This window comes from Rufibacter radiotolerans, from assembly GCF_001078055.1.
Classification (GTDB): domain Bacteria; phylum Bacteroidota; class Bacteroidia; order Cytophagales; family Hymenobacteraceae; genus Nibribacter; species Nibribacter radiotolerans.
The window spans coordinates 1,232,960-1,256,563 of record NZ_CP010777.1 but is presented as its reverse complement, the minus strand read 5'-3'; the positions used below and the strand labels follow the sequence as shown (position 1 = coordinate 1,256,563).

General features: G+C 50.8%; 18 protein-coding genes and 1 tRNA gene. 6 read left to right on the top strand and 13 right to left on the bottom strand.

All coding sequences use genetic code 11. The features are described from left to right. Nucleotides 1-163: 163 nt before the first annotated feature. Genes TH63_RS05240 through yjjX form a run of 5 tightly spaced genes read right to left on the bottom strand, consistent with a single transcriptional unit; the run spans nt 164 to nt 4,466 of the window. Nucleotides 164-1,354 carry an NRAMP family divalent metal transporter gene (locus tag TH63_RS05240; RefSeq protein WP_048920021.1) on the bottom strand — a complete coding sequence of 397 codons (1,191 nt, stop codon included), beginning with the start codon at nt 1,352-1,354 and terminating at the stop codon, nt 164-166. Beyond that, complete coding sequence (gene pxpA, locus TH63_RS05235) at nt 1,351-2,124, bottom strand: 5-oxoprolinase subunit PxpA (protein WP_048920020.1); 774 nt, start codon at nt 2,122-2,124, stop codon at nt 1,351-1,353. The genes TH63_RS05240 and pxpA overlap by 4 nt, the downstream gene beginning before the upstream one ends. Further along, complete coding sequence (locus tag TH63_RS05230; RefSeq protein WP_048920019.1) at nt 2,121-3,128, bottom strand: 5-oxoprolinase subunit C family protein; 1,008 nt, start codon at nt 3,126-3,128, stop codon at nt 2,121-2,123. The genes pxpA and TH63_RS05230 overlap by 4 nt, the downstream gene beginning before the upstream one ends. Beyond that, nucleotides 3,118-3,843: a 5-oxoprolinase subunit PxpB gene (pxpB, locus tag TH63_RS05225; protein WP_048920018.1), complete on the bottom strand. Its 726-nt coding sequence runs from the start codon at nt 3,841-3,843 to the stop codon at nt 3,118-3,120. Before pxpB ends, TH63_RS05230 begins: the two co-directional genes overlap by 11 nt. 23 nt (nt 3,844-3,866) lie before the next feature. Next, complete coding sequence (yjjX, locus tag TH63_RS05220; protein WP_316931949.1) at nt 3,867-4,466, bottom strand: inosine/xanthosine triphosphatase; 600 nt, start codon at nt 4,464-4,466, stop codon at nt 3,867-3,869. 119 nt (nt 4,467-4,585) lie between these two features. Between yjjX and TH63_RS05215 the strand changes: the two genes are divergently transcribed. After that, nucleotides 4,586-7,189: a M1 family metallopeptidase gene (locus TH63_RS05215; RefSeq protein ID WP_048920017.1), complete on the top strand. Its 2,604-nt coding sequence runs from the start codon at nt 4,586-4,588 to the stop codon at nt 7,187-7,189. Between the two features lie 11 nt (nt 7,190-7,200). On the opposite strand, the gene yiaK is transcribed toward TH63_RS05215, so the two are convergent. Then, nucleotides 7,201-8,184 (bottom strand): 3-dehydro-L-gulonate 2-dehydrogenase, encoded by a 984-nt coding sequence (gene yiaK / locus TH63_RS05210; RefSeq protein ID WP_048920016.1) that lies wholly within the window; start codon nt 8,182-8,184, stop codon nt 7,201-7,203. 281 nt (nt 8,185-8,465) lie between these two features. Here yiaK and TH63_RS05205 point away from each other — a divergent pair. Beyond that, nucleotides 8,466-8,537 (top strand) — tRNA-Glu (locus tag TH63_RS05205). A gap of 482 nt (nt 8,538-9,019) precedes the next feature. Here the strand turns inward: TH63_RS05205 and TH63_RS20475 are convergent. Continuing rightward, nucleotides 9,020-9,430 carry an SMP domain-containing protein gene (locus TH63_RS20475; RefSeq protein WP_048920015.1) on the bottom strand — a complete coding sequence of 137 codons (411 nt, stop codon included), beginning with the start codon at nt 9,428-9,430 and terminating at the stop codon, nt 9,020-9,022. A 395-nt stretch (nt 9,431-9,825) separates the two neighbouring features. Here TH63_RS20475 and TH63_RS05195 point away from each other — a divergent pair, with 395 nt between their 5' ends. After that, nucleotides 9,826-10,644: a hypothetical protein gene (locus TH63_RS05195; RefSeq protein WP_048920014.1), complete on the top strand. Its 819-nt coding sequence runs from the start codon at nt 9,826-9,828 to the stop codon at nt 10,642-10,644. A 248-nt stretch (nt 10,645-10,892) separates the two neighbouring features. On the opposite strand, the gene TH63_RS05190 is transcribed toward TH63_RS05195, so the two are convergent. Then, nucleotides 10,893-11,315, bottom strand: coding sequence for a tRNA (5-methylaminomethyl-2-thiouridylate)-methyltransferase (locus TH63_RS05190; RefSeq protein WP_082161560.1), 423 nt, complete (start codon nt 11,313-11,315; stop codon nt 10,893-10,895). Between the two features lie 115 nt (nt 11,316-11,430). On the opposite strand from TH63_RS05190, the gene TH63_RS05185 reads away from it, so the two are divergent. Both TH63_RS05185 and TH63_RS20245 read left to right on the top strand, forming a co-directional pair. Then, entirely contained in the window at nt 11,431-12,102 is a 672-nt protein-coding gene (locus tag TH63_RS05185; protein ID WP_048922597.1) for an RNA polymerase sigma factor, read from the top strand. Nucleotides 12,103-12,359: 257 nt separating this feature from the next. Then, complete coding sequence (locus TH63_RS20245; RefSeq protein ID WP_156180401.1) at nt 12,360-12,674, top strand: hypothetical protein; 315 nt, start codon at nt 12,360-12,362, stop codon at nt 12,672-12,674. 115 nt (nt 12,675-12,789) lie between these two features. Here TH63_RS20245 and TH63_RS05175 read toward each other — a convergent pair whose 3' ends face one another. Continuing rightward, nucleotides 12,790-16,614, bottom strand: coding sequence for a hypothetical protein (locus TH63_RS05175; protein ID WP_156180399.1), 3,825 nt, complete (start codon nt 16,612-16,614; stop codon nt 12,790-12,792). Between the two features lie 638 nt (nt 16,615-17,252). Beyond that, nucleotides 17,253-18,029, bottom strand: a complete 777-nt coding sequence (locus tag TH63_RS05170) for a hypothetical protein (RefSeq protein WP_048920012.1) — start codon at nt 18,027-18,029, stop codon at nt 17,253-17,255. A 554-nt stretch (nt 18,030-18,583) separates the two neighbouring features. Here TH63_RS05170 and TH63_RS05165 point away from each other — a divergent pair. Then, a complete protein-coding gene (locus tag TH63_RS05165; protein WP_048920011.1) occupies nt 18,584-18,817 on the top strand; it encodes a YgaP family membrane protein in 234 nt (77 codons plus the stop codon). A gap of 250 nt (nt 18,818-19,067) precedes the next feature. Here the strand turns inward: TH63_RS05165 and TH63_RS05160 are convergent, their stop codons facing one another. The 3 genes from TH63_RS05160 to TH63_RS19930 all read right to left on the bottom strand — a co-directional run bounded on the left by TH63_RS05160 (nt 19,068) and on the right by TH63_RS19930 (nt 23,548). Continuing rightward, the gene (locus tag TH63_RS05160; RefSeq protein ID WP_048920010.1) at nt 19,068-19,457 is read right to left on the bottom strand and encodes a hypothetical protein; all 390 of its coding nucleotides are present in this window, start codon (nt 19,455-19,457) and stop codon (nt 19,068-19,070) included. 55 nt (nt 19,458-19,512) lie between these two features. Beyond that, entirely contained in the window at nt 19,513-23,049 is a 3,537-nt protein-coding gene (gene nifJ, locus TH63_RS05155) for a pyruvate:ferredoxin (flavodoxin) oxidoreductase (RefSeq protein ID WP_231583549.1), read from the bottom strand. Between the two features lie 148 nt (nt 23,050-23,197). Beyond that, nucleotides 23,198-23,548, bottom strand: a complete 351-nt coding sequence (locus TH63_RS19930; protein ID WP_076606408.1) for a 4Fe-4S dicluster domain-containing protein — start codon at nt 23,546-23,548, stop codon at nt 23,198-23,200. Nucleotides 23,549-23,604 lie beyond the last annotated feature (56 nt).

The window sequence follows — 23,604 nt, the reverse complement described above, 5'->3', positions numbered from 1 at the left end:
TTATACTAATATACGAGAACAAGAAGCATAAAACTGTGCAGATTTTATATTACCGAAAGACGCTTGCCTTACCTTTCCTTCATAATACAGGAAGGCAAAAGGTGAGCTATAAGTAGCTCTTTTTCAGTGAAAAAACAAGGAGATATTCTCTATTTCCAAACAGCTACTCAAACAACTGCGGCAATTGATTTACTAAGGTCACGCCTCCCATATACGCCATCATCAACACTGCAATCACTCCTAAGATTGCAAGCCAGAGCGGGTGTCTGTAGGTGCCTATAATCTTGAATCTATAGGCGGCGATCAAGATGGTAGCCAAGGTGATAGGTAAGATCAAACCATTAAGGGAGCCCGCTAAAATCAAGAGGTGCACGGGTTTGCCAATCAACACAAAGATGATGGTGGAAATGGCGATGAACCCGATGATAAACCACTTCTCATTGGAGGCAATGCGCGAATGGAAAGACTTTAGAAACGAAACGGAGGTATAAGCAGAGCCTACTATAGACGTCACCGCCGCGGCCAGCATCACCAACCCGAACAGCTTGTACCCCACTGCCCCGGCCGCCAATTGAAACACCGAAGCCGGCGGATTCGCCTCATCCAGGGCCAGGCCTTTGCTTACCACACCCAAGGTGGCCAGGAACAGAAACACCCTAATGATGGAGGCAATGGTAATCCCAGACACGGCACTGGTATTGACACTGGGTAAAGACGCTTCTCCCCGTATGCCGGCATCCAGTAACCGGTGCCCGCCGGCAAAGGTGATGTAGCCACCCACGGTCCCGCCCACCAGCGTAATAATGGCCATGAGATCCAGTTGATCAGGTAAAATGGTTTTCACAGCGGCCTCCCCCAGTGGTGGAGCCGAAACCACCGCCACGTAAATAATAAGCAGAATCATAAGCAGGCCCATGACCTGGGCAAAGCGGTCCATTACCTTCCCTGCTTCCCGCACCAGAAAGATGACGATGGCCATAAGCGCGGCCAGGATGGCACCTGTCTCTGGCGTAATGCCCAACAGCACTTGAAAGCCTAGCCCTGCCCCGCCCACGTTTCCAATATTGAAGGCAAATCCGCCTAAGACAATCAGAATGGAAATGAACACGCCCAGCCCAGGCAAGACGAGGTTGGCAATCTCCTGCGCGCGCTTCTCTGAGACGGCTATCACGCGCCAGACATTCAACTGCACCACAATATCCAGGAGAATGGACACCAGTATCACAAACCCGAAACTGGCACCCAGCTTCTGCGTGAACACCGTGGTTTGCGTGAGAAACCCAGGCCCTACCGCCGAGGTTGCCATTAGGAAAGCCGCCCCTAGCAGGACACTCCAGTTTTTAGTTGACTTCATATAATGTCCATGGCTTTGAGCGTGATGCGTTCCTGGGTAAGGGTCTGGTGCAGACTGCGCGCGAATTCCAGAGCGTGTGCGCCATCGCCGTGCAGGCAAATGGTATCTGCCTGTATGGTGATATCCTTTCCGTAGAGGGTCTGCACTTTGCCTTCTTTCACCATGCGCAGGACCTGATTGACGGCTGTTTGCTGGTCGGTGATTAGGGCATTGGGAAATCTGCGCGGCGTTAAGGTGCCATTTGCCTGGTACGTTCTATCCGCGAAGACTTCCTGTGCAACCCGCAGGCCAATTCTTTGCCCGGCATGGATGAGTTCGCTGCCAGCTAATCCATACAGTATGGAAGAAGGCTGGACTTTGTAAATGGCCTCGGCAATGGCTTCGGCGAGCCCAGGGTTTACCGCAGCCATGTTGTACAATGCGCCATGGGGTTTTACATGGTGCAGTTGGCTTCCTTCTGCCTGTACAAACGCGGTGAGTGCGCCTATTTGGTAGACCACCATGTCATATACTTCCTCAGGAGAGACCGCCATGTCCCTTCTACCAAAGCCCACCAGATCGGGGAAGCCGGGGTGCGCGCCAATGGCTACGTTCTGCGCCAGGGCTAAACGCACCGTTTTCTTCATGACAGATGGGTCACCGGCATGAAAACCGCAGGCGATGTTCGCGGAGGTTACATAAGGTAGAATAGCCTCATCATGGCCAAGCTGGTAAGCGCCAAAGCTTTCGCCTAAATCGCAGTTCAGGTCTACGGTAGTATGCTCGTTCATTTTCTTAGTTTTAAGGCAATCGAGGTTTTCAGGCGCGCCAAGTGTTGCTCCTGCTCCAGGAATAAAGTCTGAGCCTCGCCTACTGTTACCTCCTGCCACTGGATTTTTTGACCGGGCGGCAACTGGGCTAGCGCCGGAAAGTCGGCGGTAATGACCTGGGCAATTCTGGGGTAGCCTCCGGTGGTTTGATGATCAGCAAGCAGCACAATGGGATTTCCCTGCGCCGGCACCTGCACCGTCCCGAAGGTGACTGCCGTGGACAGCAACTCCCGCTCTTGCACCAGACCTAAAACAGGCCCTTCCAGCCGGTAACCCATGCGGTCAGATTGGGCAGTAACTTTAAAGGGTTGGGTCCAAAAGGCGTTTTGGCTTCCTGGGGTGAACCAATCATATTCAGGTCCTTTCATCACCCTAATTACTTGGTTTTCCTGCTTCTTGGATAAGGCCATAGGAGATGGATACCAGAAGGCCTGGGCATAAGAAGATTTCTGGGCGGCCTTCTGCAGCACCTCAAGATAAGGAAATTCTGTTGAGGGTAGAGAGAGACAAGGCACCACCTCGCCTTCCATGAGCGCTTTCCCGTTCAGGCCGCCAATCCCGGCTTTGAGATAGGTAGAGGCGCTGCCCATCACCAAGGGCACCTGAAGGCCGCCGGCCACGGCCAGGTAACCCCGGCAACCCTTTTTAGCGGCCCCTATTTCCAACAACGCCCCTTTCCGCACTAAAACTATCCTATTACAGGCAATAGTTTTCCCATTGATTTTGGGAGTAAAGGCAGCGCCGGTAAGAGAGATAAGATGGTCTTGCTCAAACCTTAGCGAAGGGCCAAGCAGCGTAAACTCCAGCGTGGCGGCCGACTCTTGGTTACCTACCAACAGGTTGGCCGTTCTATGGGCCAGGGCATCCATGGCGCCGCTCACAATCACGCCTTCCTGCTGGAAGCCCCAGCGGCCAAGATCCTGCACCGTGGTCAGGAGGCCCGGCTTTTCTACCCTAAGACTCATGTTCCTCCTTCCAGTGCTTAAATTGCTCTTCCGTGATAGAATAGAACCGTACCGTGTCTCCGGCTTTCAGTAAACTGGGCGAATCCTCCTGGGGCCTGAAAAGTGCCATAGGGGTGCGGCCAATCAGTTGCCAACCGCCGGGCGTCTCCAATGGGTAAATACCGGTCTGGGCCCCGGCAATGCCCAACGACCCCGCCGGAATGGCTGCCCGCGGAGTGGCTTTGCGGGGCGCCGAAATCTTCTCACTCATGCCGCCCAAATACGGGAAGCCAGGCGCAAACCCGATCATGTACACCAGGTACTCGCCGCCCGTATGCAGGGCCACTACTTCTTCAGGTGTGAGGCCATTGGTTTGGGCCACAAATGGCAAATCCGGGCCATAAACGCCGCCGTAACAGACGGGTATTTCTTTGACGCGCGGCGTGGACAACGCTAAATCCTGAAGGATGTTTTGCAGTAACTGCTCTATAGCCTCCGCCACTGCCTGGCAAGGAGAGGCCGCGCCTGCTTTGAACCAAGGCAAAGGATCATAATACACCGTAACGGTAGTGAACGCCGGCACCTGCTCCACCATGCCCAGAAAAGGGTGCGTAGCTAAGTAGCGAGAAAAAGCCTGCACCCGGGCAAAAACCGAGGGCGCAATCTGGTTTCCAAACTCCACTACCAGCGCAGAGTCCCCTAAAGGGTAAAGCCGGTAGTGCGGTAGGTGTGGCATGGGCGTGAGGCGTAAACGCTAGGTTAATAAAGTTCAGGGCTTTTGAAAGGCACCAAAGCCAGCAGCACGGCCTGTACATACAGTTCCTGCCGGTCCAACATGCCTTGCGTGAGAATACCCACGGCCCCTCCTTTTTGCTTGGAGTTGACCTGACTGAAAATCTGGTCATTGGCGTGCCCCAACTCCATTCCTTCGGCCACCAGTTGCGCTACTGGCGGGGGCAGGAAAAACGTACCGGAACGGGCCTTGCCTATCTTCTCACCAGCTTGTACTACTACCCAGGCAAAAGTGGTCAGGTCGGAGCCAACTCGGTCAACACCCCCTTCCAGGCCCACCCAGAAATCTGCCTCGGGTTGCTTTTCCCGCGCCCGTTGCACCCGGTTAAGGGCCCCTTGCAACGTCTCCTGGTCAGACATCGGCTGGTCCGCCACCCCCGAAGGCACGGAAATACCTTCGGCCAGAAACTCCTGCCCGGGGAACATGCGCTGCAGTCCAGCTAAAGCGGCTCTTACCTTTACCGGGTTGGTAGAGGCCACTACTATTTTCTTACCTTGATTATCGGTCATGGTGCCTTGCTTTTTCTTTTCGGCTGCCGCCGATGCTTTGCTTTTCCTATTTCTCACCGAAGTGCGTTTTGAGCCCGTTTTTCTTAAAACAGCCTTAAAACGCCCTATCACCTTTCCAGGATTTTGGCAAAGAAAGGACGCCGGCAAGTAAGAAGAACTTTGTATTTTTGGAAAGCATGAAAACTAAAATTATTAAAAGCTTTTTAAAAGGCACGCTTTTACTTTCACTTGCCGCAACGGCGGCTTGTAGCAAAACGCCCATTACCTCTCAGCGCGCCCTAGAAACCGTGGAGAATGGTGTTTCCAGAAACCTGGCCCAGGAACGCAAAAGCCGTCTCCAGACCCTGGCCTATCAGATAAACCTAACCATTCCGGCCACCAAGCAGGCACCCATCAAAGGCCAGGAAACAATTTCCTTTGACCTGAAAGATGCCCGTGCAGACCTGCAACTGGACTTCAAGGAGAAAGCCGACCATCTGGTAGGCCTGAAGGTGAACGGCCAGCCGGTGGCTATTGATTTCAGGAACGAGCACCTGGTGCTCCCTACTAAGGCGCTGGCCAAAGGGAAGAACCAGGTGGAGATTGATTTCATTGCCGGTGACCTGTCATTGAACCGCAACCAGGATTACCTCTACACCCTGCTGGTGCCAGACCGTGCCCGCACCGTTTTCCCCTGCTTTGACCAACCCGACCTGAAAGCTACCTTCCAACTGACGTTGACCATTCCCAAAGAATGGAGCGCCATCGCCAACGGCAACCTGCTGGAAGAAACCGCCCAGGGCGATGCCAAGACCTTACGCTACGCGCCTTCAGACATTATTCCCACGTACCTGTTCTCTTTTGCGGCCGGTAAGTTCCAGACCGTAACCCGGGAGTTGAACGGACGCAAATTCACGTTTCTGCACCGCGAAACCGACCCCAGCAAGATCGCCCTGAGCCAGGATTCCGTTTTCCTGCTGCACCAAAGCGCGCTAACTTTTCTGGAGAAATACACCCAGATCCCCTACCCCTTCCAGAAGTTTGACTTTGTGGCCATCCCTGATTTCCAGTACGGGGGCATGGAGCACGTAGGGGCAATCCAGTACAAAGCCTCTACCCTTTTCCTGGACCAGGGCGCCACCCAAGACCAAAAGATCTCCCGCTCCAACCTCATTGCCCACGAGACCGCCCACATGTGGTTTGGCGACCTGGTGACCATGGAGTGGTTCAATGATGTCTGGATGAAAGAGGTCTTCGCCAATTTCATGGCCGATAAGATCACGCAGGTGTCGCTGGCCAATTCTAACTATGACCTGAAATTTCTGGTAGACCACTTGCCCGCTGCCTATAGCGTAGACCGCACCACCGGCGCCAACCCCATTAGGCAGACCTTAGAGAACCTCCAGGACGCCGGTACCATGTACGGCAACATCATCTACCACAAAGCCCCGGTCATGATGCGCCAGCTGGAACGGGTCATGGGCGAAGAAGCCTTCCAGAAAGGCCTTCAGGAGTACCTCAAAAAATACGCGAACGGCAACGCCACCTGGCCAGACCTCATCCAGATTCTGGACGCCCACACCCCCACAAATCTGCAAGCCTGGAACCAGGTTTGGGTGAATGAGCCGGGACGCCCGGTGTTTGACTATGAGCTGAAAACCCAAAACCAGAAAATTGAAAGACTGCAGATCTCGCAACGCGCCGAGGATGGCTCTTCCCGGATCTGGCCTCAGTTCTTTGAGGTGCTGCTGGTGTACCCAGACCAGGTGCAGGAACTCACAGTGAACATGAACCAACGCGAGCTCACGCTTCCGGAAGCCCAGGGGGCGCCCGCGCCTTTATATGTGCTCTTTAACACCAACGGACAGGGTTACGGCGTCTTCCCCAATGATGAGAAAGCATTGGCCCACCTATATGAGTTAAAAGACCCGGTGGCGCGGGCCTCGGCCTATATTGGCTTGTATGAAAACATGCTCAACGGCCGGTCCATTACGCCACTGGGCCTGCTGGAATTCTCCAGAAAAGGCCTTACCCGGGAGCCCGAGGAACTGAACCTGAAACTGCTCACCGGCCATATCAATGACATTTTCTGGCGCCTCTTAACGCCGCAGCAGCGCACGCAGCTAGCCCCTGCGCTGGAGCAGGAATTATGGGCGGCCATGGGGCAGAACAAGGCGACTAACTCTAAAAAGCTGCTATTTAAAACTTACCAGAGCATCGCCCTCACCCCGAAGGCCCTAGACCAGTTGTACCAGATCTGGGATAGCCAAAAGGCCCCGGCGTTGGTAACGCTTACGGAGGAGGACTATATTTCCCTGGCGCTGTCTTTGGCCGTGCGGGATTATAAACCAGGTGCCAAGCTCCTTGAAAAACAAACCCAGCGGGTCACCAACCCAGATAGAAAAGCGAGAATGGAGTTTTTGATGCCGGCCCTGTCAGCTGATGTGGCCACTCGCGATGCCTTCTTTGCCTCTCTGGCCCAGGAAGCCAACCGGGAGAAAGAGTCCTGGGTGCTCACGGCGCTGGGGTATTTGCACCATCCGCTGAGGGCCGCCACTTCTGAGAAGTACCTGCCCAAAACGCTGGATCTCTTAGAGGAGATTCAACTTACCGGTGATATTTTCTTCCCCTACGGATGGCTGTCTTCTTCGCTGGGTTCTTACCAAACCGCTTCTGCTGCGGCTACCGTGCGGGCTTTCCTGGCTAACCATACTGGGTACAACCCTAAACTGAAGGCTAAGGTGCTGCAGGCAGCGGATAACCTGTTCCGGGCAGAAAAGCTAGTGAAAGCGACCAAATAATGTAAGTCACCTCACATTTTCCGGACCTGCTCCCAGATAGCGTGGTCCACCGGAATGCCTTTGGCTTCATTCTCTTGGCGGGTGTGCAGGGTAGACTCGCCGGGGTACCGTATTTTGCCATCGGTTTTAACGGGGGCGCTGGTTTTGGTGAATTCAATAATCTGGTCGCAGATCTGGTCATCCAAAAAGGGCGTGTGCATGCAGAGGAAAAACTGTGAAACCCCGGCCTCCTGCGCCTCACTGGAAATCTGGGCCACGGTGCGTCCGCCGCTAAGCGAGGCCACCAATACATCCAGCACCAGCGACAGCCCGGAGCCTTTCCAGTACCCGATGGGCAAGGGCCGCTCGGCTTCCCGTATTTTGGTGGGGTTTCGGCTTAATTCTCCGTACTCGTCATAGCCGCCGGCCAGGGGCAGCTCCTCTTCTTTGAGAGCATACTCCTGCATCTTGCCATAGGAATACTGCGAAAGGGCCATATCTAAGACCACGTGGCCTTTGGCCCGCGGTACCGCCAACACCAGCGGGTTATTGCCCAGCGTGGGCTCTGTGCCACCCCAGGGAGGCATGTTGGCAATGGTATTGGTAGTACAAAAGCCAATACAGCCCGCATCGGCGGCCTGCCAGCCATAGGTACCGCCCCGCATCCAGTGGTTGGTGTTCCTCACGGCCACCGCGCCCAACCCGAACTCCCGGGCCAGGTCAATGGCCCGGTCCATAGCCAGGGTGGCGGTGTACATGCCCGGGGCCAACTGGCCGTCCCATTGTTCCATGGCCCCGTTCTTGGCAATCCGCTCAGGTTCTGCCATAGGTTTTACCAACCCGTCCTTCAGCATCTGGATAAACGTAGGAAACCGGTTGAGCCCATGGGAATACACCCCGTCCCGGCTGTTGTCTGAGAAAATACCGGCGCAAATAGCGGCCCGGTCTCTGCTCATGCCATGGACTTCCAGAATCAATTGCAGTTCGGCTTTCAGTTTAGAGTAAGGAATGCGCATAATAGAATGGGAAAGAAAGGTACAGACGAAGGTTTTACACAAGGGGGTATCTGTTTTATACGAGCAGCAAAAGGAGAAGGACTGCTCGTACGTTTTAAGCCCGTTTTCCGTAAAACGCCCCTAAAACGGAAAGGTGCTGGAGAACACCGGTTGTGACGAAGGACAAAAATAGGCCATTTTGTTCCTCTGAAGGCGTTTTTTAAAAAACCTGAAGTTTTTTCTGGCAGAAGTTTGGCAAATAAAAAAGCGACTTCTATATTTGCACCATCAAAACGGAAAATGGTCCGTTCGTCTAGGGGTTAGGACACCAGATTTTCATTCTGGTAACAGGGGTTCGATTCCCCTACGGACTACGAAAAAAGGCTCTCTGCAAACGCAGAGAGCCTTTTTTATTTTGCATTAATGCAGTCTTGAAACTAAAACTACTTGACTTCAAGCCTAAGTAATAAACATTATGAAATCACCTGCCTGGTAGCTAAAAGAAGCAGATGGAATTTTACTTAACTACCGTAGGCCCTTGCTAACATTCACTTCTAACCCACTTCCAATTTTCCAACATAAATTGGTTCTAAGGGCATAACTAAAAACTATTATTTGACATAAACCCCTAAACACCAATAGTATCTATATAGTCGTTTTGAAGATGGCAAATGCTGTATATGCAGAGATTTGGCTTCAGTCTTAAGGCGGGTCACGCATTCTCAGCAGAACATGATTCAGAAAACCTATGCAAGTAGGCCACTCTTAATTATTTCTCAGATACCACTTCTTACCTTTATTATCTCCTCACGGACCATTCTGTTATTAAGTACAAAACTAATTATAGACTAGTAATTTATCGGTATTCTTCCAAAAGCCAATCCTTGGCGCTTTCATAATACTTAAACTCACTGAACTGAAAAGGCAGGCCATCAATATCAAGTTTTTCCTTCATACCATCTGAGCTTATCTGGCTGAATATATCCTGGGCCTGCACGCGGGCCATTTTCTCAATCCCTGTGGATAAGGGCAGAAATCTAGTGAACCAGTCTTTGGCGGCCCATTCCTGGTCTTCCAGCTTCACAACTTTACCCAACCTGTAATCCCCAAGCCATAAGCGAACTTCATTTCTGCTTACTGCTTCCAGGTATTGGTTCAGGCCTGCCCGGTATTCATTACTTGTAGCGAACTGAAGCCACCGCGTCTCAATCAACTTATACTCTTTATGGTATTGAATTTCAAGACAATCGGATTTATACAAAATCATTATATGCACTTTTTAAGGTAATTAAACGCTGACTGACTGCCTAAAGAGTTGAAATGCGTCATCAGGAGAAATACGGCAAAAATTGTTGTAAAGATTTAGGCAATTTCATTATATGCCCTTTCCTCGCATATTTTAGCTACTATTAGCAATTGCCAAAACCGTAATTCCAACATGCAGTATGCAAACGGATTAATACTCCCTTTTAATGACTCCTGGATGTTCAGCTCTCTAGCAATTTTTATAAAATCAAAAGTTAACAGCGTGTTTTCTACTCATGAAATAAGCTGGCTAGCTGGCGTTTTACGAGATGAAAACAAAGGCTGCCGGTATTGGGTTAAATGTTTGGGCTATCCCATTTTGGTATCTTAAATAATAAGGGACTTGGACAGTAAGCTATGAAAAAGATTAAAACACTGGCAGTACTGAATACGTTGTTCTTTCTTCTTCATCTGGTGCCATCACAGTTAACTCAGCTGAAGCTCCTCAACAACCAAACCATAGGCGAGGTATCAGGTAAATATCCGGCGCTTTTCACTCCGGCAGGTATCACTTTCGCTATCTGGGGCCTGATCTACCTGGGGTTGGTAATCTTTTGCATTTACCATTTGATCAAAGCTTTTCAAGCACCGGCTGGGCATGAGGCAAACGTGGACCTGCAAAAAATAGGCTACCTGTTCATGGCCAACAATCTGGCCACGGGCGCCTGGACCTTCGCCTGGGTGTATGAATGGCTGGTGCTTTCAGTGGTGCTTATCTTTATCCAGTTGATTACTTTGCTGGCTATTCACCTGCGGTTGGGAATTTATGAGGCCGGCCGCTCAGTTGCCTCCAGATGGTTCACGCAGGTACCGCTAAGCCTTTACTTTGGCTGGATTATCATTGCTACGGTGGCCAATGTGAGCGCCGCTTTGGTGGGACTAGGCTGGGACGGCTCCCCTTTGAGCGGGCCGGTTTGGACCATGGTCATGATTCCGGTGGCTACCCTCATTGTGGTGTTTGTGGTCTTTAGCAGGTCTAACCCGTTTGTAGGCCTGGTAGGCATTTGGGCGCTTTACGGCATCATTCTAAAGCACCGCGCCCTTGGTCTGGCAGAAAGCCCCCAGATTATTACGCTTGCCTGGGCCTGTTTGACGGTAGTTGGGCTGGTAGTACTGGTAATCATCTATAGAAACGCAAAGAGCCAAAACGCAACCCATCGGCAGGTGAAGGCGTGAGCCCTGCAACCCAGAAACGGAATAGCCAGACAAGGGAAATACTTTGCCTCTGAACCATAGAGGGTGCTCTCCATATTCAGAAAAGGCTCTCAGTTAGCGCTGAGAGCCTTTTCCTTTTTCAACAGACCTACCTGGTCCCCCTTGTGAAAGCCTGGCAAATCAGCCTTAATTCTGCCTAGTCATTTAAAGCCTTATCACCCCCGGAACAGCAGGTAGAACGAACCTGACTGCAAGGCTATGAAAACGCTTTAGTCTTTGTGGTCAAGTAGCAGGTAAAGGGAGAAGGCGCCTATGGCCATGACCACATCCCTAACCGCCACGTCAAAATACTGGCCGGTCAGGAGTAGGTTAATGGCTATACCTACCAGCCACAAGGCTACCACCAGTGACCCTATCTTAGGTTTCACCAGCACCAGGAAACCCGCTATGATCTCAATCACGCCTATTATGGACATGAAGGTGTGGGCCTGGAATGGGAGAATGTCTGCCACTACCGGCGCCAGGTACTTGTCCCAGTTGGTTAATAGGTGCGTAAACTTGTCTAGGCCGGCTACAATGGGTACCAGGCCATAGGTGTATTTGAGCAAAGTGGTGACGGTGTGCAGACGGCTGGTGGTGGTGCCCTCTTCCCTGTTGGTTCTTGTTGCGGTGGTTGCTGCTAATGTGTCCATGGTTTTATCCTCCTTATGTTAAATGGTTTTTGCTCATTAGATGGAATTCAAAGAAATCCGTTACAAAAAATGTAACCCTTTTTTGTCTTTGTCATCTAACCTAAAAGTTAACCACATGGAAAGAGTAGAGAGTGTTGCCGTATCGGGTAAAACCCAGCTGCCAGATCCTGAGGTGGTGGCGCGGGTGCTGTCCGGGGAAAAAGACCTGTATGCCCTTTTGATGAGGCGCCACAACCAGAAACTCTACCGGGCGGTGCGCAGCTATCTGAAAGAGGAGCAGGACGCCGAGGATGCCATGCAGGACACCTACCTGCTGGCCTACCAGAAGCTGCACCAGTTCAGGCAAGGCTCCCTCTTCTCTACCTGGCTGATAAGGATAGGCATAAACGTGGCACTGGGAAAACTGCGGGAACGTAAGCGTTACGCCCCGGCTTCAGATGATACCTCCCGGCAGGAAGATCTCTTGGCTATAGATGAATCAAATTATATGAACCCAGAGAACATGGCCATTAGAGACGAAGTAAAGAAGCTATTGGAAAAAGCCATCAGCAGCATTCCTGATAAGTACAGAATTGTGTATGTGCTGCGGGAGGTGGAAGGCCTGAGCCTGAATGAGGTGGTGGCGTGCCTTGGCCTTTCTGAAAGCAATGTGAAAGTACGCCTGCACCGGGCCAAGGCCCTGCTCAAGGAGAGCCTGTACCATCATTCTATCCGCAAAGAGGTCTTTAAGTTTGGCACACACCGTTGTGATGCTCTGGTGGCACGGATAATGGCGACTTTACCTTAAGGGGCTTACACTATTGCGGCAATCCCGCTCAGGATGGGCTTTCTGTTTTAGGCCCGTTTTCCTGAAAACGGGCCTAAAACAGAAAGCCCCTATGGTAAGGTACCAAAGGGCCGGAGGGCATTCTTCACGTAAACAGGGGGTTAATTCATTTTCTGGAGCTTCGCCTTGGCGGCTTCCATCTCCTGGCTCATGAATGCCATCTCTTGTCTGGCAATGAATTGCCTCTTATTTACTCCAGATGATTCACATAGGTACCGGTGAGTTTATATTTCGGTTGGATTTTTATTGTTACGGTGGCCAATGTGAGCGCCGCTTTGGTGAGCCTAGGTTGGGACGGCTCCCCTTTGAGCGTGCCGGTTTGGAGCAGGGTCATGATTCCGGTGGCTACCCTCATGGTGGTGTTTGTGGTCTTTAGCAGGTCTAACCCGCTTGTGGGCCTGGTAGGCATTTGGGCGCTTTACGGCATCATTCTAAAGCACCATGAATTAGACCTGGAGAAAAGTCCACTGATTATTACTGCTGACTGGACTAGTTTGGCCGTTTTGGCTCTGGCCGAAGTGATGATCTTTTAAAAAAATGCAAAAAACCAGGATAAGTTAATGGGATGACTAAGGCGTGAACGAACAAGTTTTTCCACCCATAATACCTTCCATGTGGCCCAGGCCGCTTTATCCAAAGTAAATGCTGCTATAAATTCACAAATTTTGAGACCATCCGGTGCACCAGTTTCACCATCAGGCTGGAGGTGACACCATCCTGCACCGACTTGCTTATGTGGTAAGACACAGAACGCTGGGGATCCAACATCACCTTTACCTCTCCCTTGCGGAATTTCCCAAAGGCTGAAGGGTTATTTGATTTAATGATCAGCCAATTAACCAACCGCGAACCCGCCTTCAACAGAAAGCCCGGGTTATCTGGATTATGCCTATTGAGAAGCTGCACCTTCAGGTTTTTGTAAGGGAAATGCACCTGACCGGTGGCCTCCTCCCCAGTAGCCTCCATTGAGAACGAGGCCTTATTTATCCAACCCCGCTTTATTCTTATGTAGACCATGTTCTCTAATAATGGATTCAGGGCCGAAAAATCCATTGGCTCCAACGTACCTTGGTAGGTATACCGGTCCTTAGCATGATCCATCTCAAAAAGAAACCGGACTTGTAAGGTGCTGGCGCCCATAAAAAGAGCTGAGGCATTTACAGTCATTATATTGTTTATTCTGATAAGGGCCGTATCGTTGGTGACGTTATACGCCTGCAACTGGATGCTGTCCAGCACAAAAACAGCCGGTTTTATGCCATCTATTGCGATAATAGGGTGCAGAAAGTTGTTCTTCTCCACCAGTATGGTATCCACCCGGATGTAAAGCTCCACGTCTCGCAGCGCACTTTGCAGGGTAGGCGGCCTAAGCTCCGGATTAAAGCCTAGCCTGTTATCGCGGTAAACCTCCACCACTGGGTTCTTTATCATCATTTTCTCCGCTATTATATCCTGATTATTGAAAAGTGCCCGTAGGCTTATTTTCTGCATAATAATTTCAGGTACTACAGCGTCTACCCGGTTACGGGCATAGGTAAATAAGGTGTCATAGGCTTCTTTGCTGAAAAGAGGCCTCACCCGGAGGCTGTCAGCCATGAGTGACCTATTACGCATAGATGCTTTTATTTCCTTCACCTCCAGCGCATACAGGCTATCACGCGTGAAGTAGGTATACCCCTGTATAAGTAGGCCAAGGTCATCGGCAGCAAATATATCCAGTGGATCGTTGGCTTCCAGAGATACCAGCCGTAACCCGTCAATGGCAAGCGCTACATGCTCCAAAGTCTGGCTTTCCCGGATGGTATCTTCCAGAATTTGGAAATCAAACGTACCGTCTGCCACCTCCAGGCGCGCCACCTTTAAACTTGTGACCATTTCATTTAGCTGCCCCATAGCGCCATTAGCTGCGGCCGTATCTTGGTTAGTGGTTGTTTTATTGGCAGTGAGGGGTACTTTGTGGTCTTGCAGAATGGTTACTTTAGGACTTGAAAGCAGTAGCTTTTCCATTTGGTACTGCCCAGTTGCATATGCCTGGATCAGATTAAAACCGGTAATGCGTGATCTTTTTGACGAAATGTCTATCAGGTTACGGCTGGCCAGATCTGGGTTTTCTGCTTTCAGGCGCTCATTCACTTCTCTATTGGCACTTACGCTGAATGCATGGGCCACAATCTCCTGGTTTCTTGTTGAATAATGTACGCTGTCAAGCCGGATGGTATAAAGGTTATCGGTCGATTGGAAGGTGTAATCTTTTGCCAGCAGGGTCATCTCCTGCATGGGGAGCACACTCTGCAGGTGAGCAAAACTGGAAGGCGTCAGTTCAAAACCTGATACCGTGGCGGTAACATGCTCCAGGTAGTGGGTGCGCAAGACCGGTTCCAGCTTTTCATTTAATGTGAAAGAGCCATCTTCCAGCTGAATGGTATTTACAGAAACTTTATCCAGAAGGTTGAACAGCGCTTTCCCTTTTCCCTGCGACCCTTCCTGTGAAGCGGCAACGGTACGGTCCAATTGGATGACCACCTCCGGATTCTGCAGTAACAGGATATTTGCCTCCAGATGACCTGTTTTCAGTGCCCTGATCAAATCCAGGCCTGCCACCCTTAATGCGGAGGCCGAAAGATCAATTATATTTCTGCTCCCATGATCAATGCTTTTGTGCCGTTCATTGGCATTCTGGCTTGACACAACCTCCACCCCATTAGCCCAGAATTCCTGTTGGCGGGTAGAGTACCGCAGGCCTGCTAAAGCAATGGTAGGGTTACCGTATGGCACCCGGTAGCGGTAGTTCAGCGCTGTTACAGTCCCTTCCTGCAACGGTAGCGTTACCTCTGGATTAAAAATAAAGGCAGAGTCTATCAACAGGCCAGTAGCTGCCAGAGAGGCGTGTTCCAGTTGCTGCAGTAGCTGAATATCACCGGTCTTGCTATGGTGGGTAAGGGAAGCATTTGTTATCATGACCTCTCCTACTTCAAGGCTACTGACCAAACCTGAAACCTGCGGGTACAACTCCCGCAAAAAGGGACCCTCCTCCGTCTTTGGCACTGCCTGGTCGGTGCGCACATCTATCGCAGGCTGAACGGCACGTATTCTTCCTATTGTGAGCCGGGAGGTCTGCAGTGCCTTAAACAGGTCAAACTCGCTTACATGTAGTTCAGGCAGGGCAATGTCATAAAAGGTGTGCTTAGCTTTACCCCTATTTTTCAGTCGATCGTTTTTATCCCAGTCTCCGGCCAGGTGCAATTTCTCTGCCTGCAACGTTTTATCGCGGGTAGATAGCTGCATACGACCCGCCTTTAGGGTATAGGGGCTGTTGGGGGGGGTGTAAGTATAGTGTTCTGAAACAAGCTGCACCGCTTCTGCAAAGGCTTTTGCTTTTGGCATAAAAAGAGTCCCGGAATCAAGCTGAAGCGCCTGCACATGCAGGTCTGCCCGTTCCAGCCGATGAAGGATATGCACGGCGCTTTCTTTTTGGCTATAGCCGAAGCTGCCGCTGGTCAAGTGCAGTTCCCTTACGCTGATCTCCCGCAGGTAATGCGATAGGCTGGCATACATATCAGACAGGCCAGGGAAGGCGGCAGAATCAGGCGTAGAGGTGTCTTCAACAATATGCAGAGCGGTGCGGTTGAGCAACAACTGGTCAAGCAGAAGCCGCTTTGTGCGGAAGGCTACTGCCAGGTCCAGTCCTTTGAGGCTTAGTAAGGGTATACCCACTTGATACAGTATGCGGTGTCGCCTATTTTCAGGGAGCACCCTGTTTGCATGGAAGTGGGGCAGCGCGGCTACACCCGATGCATTTAACACCTGCTGCCCTGAGGAGTAAGCAAGACTCCTGATCCGGAAGGTATATACGCTGTCAGGAGTTTGGTACGTATAGTCCATAAGGTTCAGATCAAGCGCACCTGCCAGAATCATTTTGGTGAGGCTTTCCTGTTGCTGTAAGTCTAGCAGCAGGTCCTGAATCTTAAGCGAAAATTGGTGTATTTTATGCCGAGGTCTGCTCTGCCGCCCCAGCACCAGATACCTGTATTTAGCCTTTTGTAAGGCAAGCTTATGAATGCTAACTGCTTTCAGGCTTCCGCTACCAAGGCTCCGTCCTTCCTCCACCGATTCATCCAGCAGCTGCGTGATTAGAGGACGCTCTGCCACCAGGGTATTTATATGTAACCGGTTCTTAAAAAGCAGGTCCGCCAGGTTAATGCGGGTGAGCGTTACCCTTTGGCTTTGCACCTCAAGAAGAGTGCGGCGGGCCTGCCCGTTCTCCTTTTGCCGGCGGTGGGTAGCGGTATCTGGGTAGAGATGCAACCCTTCCAGGGTCATGCTGCGCGTACGCAGGTGCAGGTGCAAATCATCAAAATTGATATGGTACAGCCCCTCTGTTTGCCCTACTACCTGCCTTTTAAGAAAACCCTCCACCAGGGGGCCGGCCAGGAAGTACAACGCCACCATTGCCGCCAAAAATAAAGCTGCCACACTAGCCAACAGAACGGCGGCAGTTTTTAAGGCTTTTTGCCCCAACCCGGATATTGCTGGCTCTGCCATAGCATGCTTGACATTCAGGGAACAGTGAAAGGCAAATAGCAATGCCTTATTCTGTTTTACGCACTGGAGCAGTATATGGTATTGTACTACATAGGTTCTGACGGGATAAGCCTATTACTTCCTTGATGGAATATCAATGCGTAAAACTTCCGGCTTAATACCCCCTTCTCTTTTTGAGCGCAATTCTTAAACAAAAAATTATAAAGCGCTTCAAAGGCCGCACTTGCTCTAATAGAGATTAGGGTTTAGGGAGAAGTAAATAAGATTAAAGCAATTTTAGGATTTCAAAGATGCGGTTACCCCGGCCAACGGCCATGTTAAGGAGAGCTTTTACAAATTATCTTCCAGCCTAGAAGTATTTTACCCTGGCACGCACCGTTGTGATGCCCTGGTGGCTCGGGTAATGGCGGCCTTGCCCTAGGTCCCGTTGGCTCTCCCCTACTGCAGTTTTTTCGCTCTGGGTGCGCTTTCCGTTTTAGAGCCGTTTTCCAAAAAAACGGCCCTAAAACAGATCGGCCCTATAGTAAGGTACCATAGGGCCGAGGGGCATTCTTCCCGTAAACAGGGAATTAATTCGTTTTCTGAAGCTTCGCTTTGGCGGCTTCCATTTCCTGACTCATGATTGCCATCTCTTGTTTGGCAATGGCCTGTCGCATCTGGGCTTTTTCCAGTTTCTTGGTCAGGTCATTGAGTTCTCTTGTTTTGGCTGCCAGGGCACGTTCCTGCCGGGTAGGGATGGCCTCAGCTTCCTGATCCAGGTCTTCCGGCTCATCGGGAAGGGCTGCTAAGGTTGATTCCAATTTGGCTTTCTCTTCCTGGGTTTTGGTGATTTTAGCCTGAATCTTACTGGCCGACCGTTCCATCTGCTTGACCTCCTCTTGCGAGTAAACCATTACATCTTCGGCAAAATCTACCTCAGACTTAATGTTTTCAAGGTAAAGGTTCTGGGAAAATTTCTGCAGTAAGGCAGCGCTACGGTTCCACTCTGTTGGGGTACCCGCTTGGCTCAGGCTTTTACCGTCCACCTCAAGGGACCACCATAAAGTGGTATTATTGGGCCCGCCTTCCACCTTGGAAAAGATGTTCAGAGGTTTGCTACTTATCGTATCTATCTCGCCTTCCTCTACAAGGTAGATGCCTTTAGGCGCCTTTGCTTTGCCAAAGGACCAGAAAGATTCCCCTTTGATGGGACTGCCAGATTGCGTTTTCAGATAGTTTTTCCAGGCTTTCTCTACCACCACATGGTCTACTGGTAGGGCAATGCTCTGTCCCTTCCGGCTTACGCCGTTGACAACCATTTCAGCTTCTGCTACACTTGGGCTTTGCGCCCAGGCAGAATCTGCCATCCCCCAAAACATCAATGATAAAGATACTGCCACTAGTCGAGTAGAAGTTTTTCCCATATATAAATTTTCTATGTTGTTGAATACAAATCTAACATTTAAAATAACATACAACCATCTGAGGGCTAATTTTTTACAAGGGATATTGCATTATATTAATATAGAAATACTAAATTGCATTTACTATAGCTATTACATTTAGGGTCTTTATCTTTTATTAATCCTACTATCAAGTTCTAGTCTTAATTACTGCGCTTCAGATTTGAGTTTTTGAGCTTTGTTGGATTGTTAATGAAGCTGCTATTTTAGGTAACTAAAGATTCCCATTTTAGGCCTGTTTTGCAGAAAACACCCTAAAAACAGGCCTTCTGTTTACAACCGGAGATAGCAAAGCCCAACCACTAGAAAGTAAGGCCAGCCATGGCCATCCGGTAACACAAAACCCTCCGAAGCGTTAGAAATAAAACAGGCGCTGCTAAAGACCCCGCCTGAAAACAGGGAGCAGTGACCGGCCTCCTGTAAAAAATGAAAGTGTCTAACCAATTTAAAATACCACTATGAAAAAGAATATGGGAAACCTGGACCGCATTATCAGGTCCTCAGTGGCGGCAGGTGCCGTCGCCTTGATTGCCACCCATAAGGTGCGCGGGGGAGCCGCCCTGGCCTTAGGGACGATGGCCACCGTGTTTGCACTCACCAGTTCCGTGGGCCATTGCCCGGCGTATGCGGCTACGCACGTCAGCACTAACCCAGACCTGCCAGAGGCGCACCAGTTCAACCTGGCTATTTAGATTCCAACCGGCAGGCCTGCTTTCCTCCTCCCCATGCCATCACCGCCTGGAGGACCAACTCTAGACAATTTCTGTTTTGGGCCTGTTTTCCGGAAAAGGGCCCTAAAACAGAAGGCAGAAAGAAGGCGCTTAATGGGGAATCTTTAAATGCCTGCAAATGGCAGAGACATGTATTAAACCACCTACCGGTAAAAGGAAAAAACTCCAATCTCTTGGAGCTTTTTCCTTTTACCGCCAAGCATGAAACCGGTCAGGCAATCACATTTTCCTTTCTCAGGAAGCTCTCCAGCGTGGTAGACACGTGCAGGCAGTTACAGGCCCTGGGGGCGTCATTACAGAATCTGGTGTCAACGTTCTCGTTCTTGCAGTGCAGCGCTGTAAGGTCTACTTGCTCAAAACCCTGGTTGATTCTTTTGCACGCCTCAAAAAGGGTACTCATGGTGGCATTCTCTCCAGGATCTACCCCGTTATGCAGGAGGTAGCCCCGCAGGAAATTCTCAATGGAAAACTGCGCATTCTTGCAGACTAAATACGCCATAAGGTCTTCTTCCGGCTTGTAGTACTCTTCTTTGGCGCGGTTTAGTTTATCAACGGCTTCATAAAATAATTGACTGGCTTGGGCTTTGGCTTTTGCTTCCATAACAGTAGAGGTTAGGGGGTAATCTGCTTTGGAAAGGCAGATTACCCCTGGTTATTTATGAATTCTTCAGAAAATCAAGTTTCTCCCATTTAGACTCCACCTCTTCCTGGGCACGTTGCAGCAGCTCTGCTCCTAAGGCAGCATCCTCTTTTACCACACGGGTAAAGCGGGTTTCTTTGTACATGAACTCACTTACCGGCGCAGAAGGTGCTTTGGAGTCTAACCTGAACCTGCTGCCTTTGGGTTTGGATGGGTCAAATCTGAAGAGTGGCCAGTAACCGGTCTCTACCGCTTTCTCCTGCTGTGACACCCCGTGCTTGAGCTCATAGCCGTGCTCCACGCAGTGGGAGTAGGCAATGATCAGCGATGGGCCCGGATACGCAGCAGCTTCTTCAATGGCCTTTAGCGTCTGCAGGTCTTTGGCCCCAATGGCCACCTGCGCTACATACACATTCTCATAAGAGATGGCTTGCAGCGCCAGGCTTTTCTTGCTGCTTTTCTTACCCGCTACCGCAAACTTGGCGCTAGCCCCCAGCGGCGTAGATTTAGATTTCTGCCCGCCGGTATTGGAGTACACCTCGGTATCCAGCACAATGATATTGATGTCTTCGCCGGAGGCCATGATGTGGTCTACCCCGCCAGAACCAATGTCATAGGCCCAGCCGTCGCCGCCCAGGATCCAGACCGCTTTTTTGCGGAGGTGCTCTGTGAAGTGCCGAAGTTTCACTACATCGGGGTTATCCCCTACCCCATCCAGAGCAACTTTGAGCCGCTCAATATCCGCCAGCTTCTGGCTTTTCTCCGTCTCGGTAACCTCTGGATTATTGAGGATATCGGCTACCAGATCACTGCCCACCAGGGGCTCCACTGCTTTGAGCAGGCTTACCGCAATCTCCTGTTTCTTGGTAAGCGCCAGTCTCATGCCCAGACCAAACTCGGCATTGTCCTCAAAGAGGGAATTTGCCCAGGCAGGTCCGCGCCCGCACGCATTTGTTTTGTAAGGCGTGGTGGGCAGGTTACCGCCGTAGATAGAGGAGCAGCCGGTGGCGTTGGCAATCAAGATACTGTCACCGTAGAGCTGGGTCAGCAGTTTCACATAAGGCGTCTCGCCGCAGCCGGAGCAGGCCCCTGAGAACTCAAACAAGGGCTCCAGGAACTGTGAGCCCTTCACGTTAGAGAGCTGCAGTTCTTTGCGGTTATACTCGGGTAGGTTGGTGAAATAATCCCAGTGCAGGTTTTCGTTCACGTCTACTTCCAGCTTCCGGTGCATGTTGATCGCCTTGGTATTGGGGATTTCCTTGCTCTCTACCGGACAAACCGCCACGCACAAGTCACAGCCGGTACAGTCTTCCGGAGATACCTGCAAGATGTAGGACTCTGTTGCCTCATTGAAGGGTCGGCCTTTGGCAGGCACGGTTTTGAGTGAGGCGGGCGCTCCCAGCAGTTCCCCGTTAGACACCACCTTGGCCCTGATAGCAGCATGCGGACAGATGACCACGCACTTGTTACACTGCGAACACAGGCTGGCGTCATCCCATACCGGAATAAAGTCTGCGATGCCGCGTTTCTCAAACTGCGAGGTACCGGTCGGGAACGTTCCGTCTATCGGGAAGGCACTCACCGGAAGCTCATCACCGGTTCCGGCCAGAATCTTGCCCAGTACCTCTTTCACAAAGGCGCTGCTGTTGCCAGACATCATGGGCTTTAACTGCCGATTGTTGGTGATCATGGCCGGGTAGTCTACTTTCTGCAGGCTCTCCAAAGAGGCATCTACCGCGTCAAAGTTCATTTTCACCACCTTATCCCCTTTGTGGGAGTAAGATTTCACAATGGCGTCCTTGATTTTCTGGATGGCCTCCTCTTTGGGCAATACCCCAGAGACGGCAAAGAAACAGGTTTGCAGCACCGTATTGGTTCGCTTGCCCAGGTTGGCCGCCTGCGCCACTTTGGTGGCATCTACCACATAAAACTCAAGATGATTCTCTACAATCTTTTCCTGCAGATGCTGCGGCAATTGCTCCCAAACCTCTTCCTTAGAATAAGGTGAATTGAGCAGGAACGTTCCCCCAGGTTTTATCTTCCGGAGGAGGTCATACTTCTCAACAAAATTGAATTGGTGGCAGGCAATGAAATCTGCCTCCTCTATTAAGTAAGTAGAATGGATTGGCTCCTTCCCGAAACGCAAGTGCGAAACGGTCTGTGACCCGGCTTTTTTAGAGTCATACACAAAGTACCCCTGCACGTAATTATCGGTGGTTTCGCCAATAATCTTGATGGAGTTCTTGTTGGCCCCTACCGTTCCGTCTGCTCCTAAGCCATAGAACAGACAGTTAATGGTGGTTTTCTCGGCTTTGAACGCAGGGTCATAGGTTAAGCTGGTGAAGCTTACATCATCATTAATGCCAATAGTGAAGTGGTTTTTGGGCTTGCTTTTTAACAGCTCATCATACACGGCTTTCACCATGGACGGGTTGAATTCTTTAGAAGATAAGCCGTACCTGCCCCCAATGATCAAAGGCATCTCGCGGTCGCTTTCCGCAAAGGCGGTCACCACATCCAGGTACAGCGGCTCACCGGTGCTACCGGGCTCTTTGGTGCGGTCTAGCACTGCTACTTTAGTCACGGTAGCCGGCAGTTTATCCATGAAATGCTGGATGGAGAAAGGCCGGTACAGGCGCACAAACAGCACGCCTACCTTCTCGCCCTGGGCGGTTAAGGATTGTACCGTTTCCCAGGCCGCGCCTTCGCCGGAACCCATGATAATAATGACCCTTTCGGCCTCCGGGTGGCCCACATAATCAAAGAGCTCATATTTACGGCCGGTGTGGCCATAGAACTCGTCCATGACGTCCTGCACAATGCTGGGTACACGGTCATAATAGAGATTTGCGGCCTCGCGGGCCTGGAAGAAGACATCTGGGTTCTGGGAGGTACCCCTGATCACGGGGTGGTCTGGGTCCAGAGACCGGTTGCGGTGGTCCATCACCTTCTCCTCGGGCATCATGGCTTTGATCACCTCATCTGGAATGCTGTCAATCTTGGAGATTTCATGGGAGGTGCGGAAACCGTCAAATATATTGAGGAAGGGTACCCTGGAGTGGAACGTGGCTACCTGTGAGATCAGGGCAAAATCCATGGCTTCCTGCACAGACCCTGCAAACAGCATGGCATAGCCTGTCTGCCGGGCCGCCATCACATCTGAATGGTCGCCGAAGATGGAGAGCGCGTGGGTGGCAACGGTTCTGGCGGCCACATGGATCACAGAAGGCAAAAGCTCACCCGCTATCTTGAACATGTTGGGGATCATCAGCAACAGCCCCTGAGAGGCCGTGAAGGTGGTGGTCAAGGCCCCCGCCTGCAAAGACCCGTGGACCGCACCCGCGGCGCCCCCTTCACTCTGCATTTCCACAATCCGGGGGATATTCCCCCAAATGTTTTTCTTTTTATTGGCGCTGTAAACATCCACATGCTCCCCCATGGGGGAAGCCGGTGTAATGGGGTATATAGCGCAAACTTCATTGGTTTTGTGAGCTATAATGGCTACCGCCTCATTAGCGTCGCAAATCAGTTTTGGGAAATCTTTTTTCATCATGATTATTTTATTGGTACCCTAAGAATTCTGTAATTCCAGAATTGCAGAATGGCAACAGTATATTGCTGGTTTAAGGCAATAAAAAAGCATCATCCTTTATCCCTAAAGAACATAAATAAGCAACTGTGCGGTAGCTGTTATGTCGTGTTTATTCGCCGTGCATCCAGACCTTTTTCAGGAGCAGTTGATCCTCAGACTCTATATGGCTGTCATCTACTATGCAGCAGTCAACCGGGCATACAGAGGCGCACTGGGGCTTTTCATGAAACCCATGGCACTCGGTGCATTTATCAGACACAATGAAATAGAACTCATCTGATAGGGGCGCATTTTTAGCGTCTGCATCCAGATCTGCTCCGGTAAGAGATTTTACCAGCCCCCTTAAGGTAGTACCATCCGCAAAGGACCACTCGGCATCTGGTTCTGAAATAGCATTATTTGGGCATTTGGAAATGCAGGCATCGCAGTTGATGCATTCATCGGTAATTATTAGTGCCATGACTTTAAATGTTTTGGTTAGACAGAATGAAATTAGATTTCTTTCTACCTATTAAA

Bases quoted from the DNA above. Each gene is read 5' to 3' on its own strand.
- TH63_RS05240 (WP_048920021.1), bottom strand. From the start codon at position 1,354: ATGAAGTCAACTAAAAACTGGAGTGTCCTGCTAGGGGCGGCTTTCCTA.
- pxpA (WP_048920020.1), bottom strand. From the start codon at position 2,124: ATGAACGAGCATACTACCGTAGACCTGAACTGCGATTTAGGCGAAAGC.
- TH63_RS05230 (WP_048920019.1), bottom strand. From the start codon at position 3,128: ATGAGTCTTAGGGTAGAAAAGCCGGGCCTCCTGACCACGGTGCAGGAT.
- pxpB (WP_048920018.1), bottom strand. From the start codon at position 3,843: ATGCCACACCTACCGCACTACCGGCTTTACCCTTTAGGGGACTCTGCG.
- TH63_RS05215 (WP_048920017.1), top strand. From the start codon at position 4,586: ATGAAAACTAAAATTATTAAAAGCTTTTTAAAAGGCACGCTTTTACTT.
- yiaK (WP_048920016.1), bottom strand. From the start codon at position 8,184: ATGCGCATTCCTTACTCTAAACTGAAAGCCGAACTGCAATTGATTCTG.
- TH63_RS20475 (WP_048920015.1), bottom strand. From the start codon at position 9,430: ATGATTTTGTATAAATCCGATTGTCTTGAAATTCAATACCATAAAGAG.
- TH63_RS05195 (WP_048920014.1), top strand. From the start codon at position 9,826: ATGAAAAAGATTAAAACACTGGCAGTACTGAATACGTTGTTCTTTCTT.
- TH63_RS05190 (WP_082161560.1), bottom strand. From the start codon at position 11,315: ATGGACACATTAGCAGCAACCACCGCAACAAGAACCAACAGGGAAGAG.
- TH63_RS05185 (WP_048922597.1), top strand. From the start codon at position 11,431: ATGGAAAGAGTAGAGAGTGTTGCCGTATCGGGTAAAACCCAGCTGCCA.
- TH63_RS05170 (WP_048920012.1), bottom strand. From the start codon at position 18,029: ATGGCAGATTCTGCCTGGGCGCAAAGCCCAAGTGTAGCAGAAGCTGAA.
- TH63_RS05165 (WP_048920011.1), top strand. From the start codon at position 18,584: ATGAAAAAGAATATGGGAAACCTGGACCGCATTATCAGGTCCTCAGTG.
- TH63_RS05160 (WP_048920010.1), bottom strand. From the start codon at position 19,457: ATGGAAGCAAAAGCCAAAGCCCAAGCCAGTCAATTATTTTATGAAGCC.
- nifJ (WP_231583549.1), bottom strand. From the start codon at position 23,049: ATGATGAAAAAAGATTTCCCAAAACTGATTTGCGACGCTAATGAGGCG.
- TH63_RS19930 (WP_076606408.1), bottom strand. From the start codon at position 23,548: ATGGCACTAATAATTACCGATGAATGCATCAACTGCGATGCCTGCATT.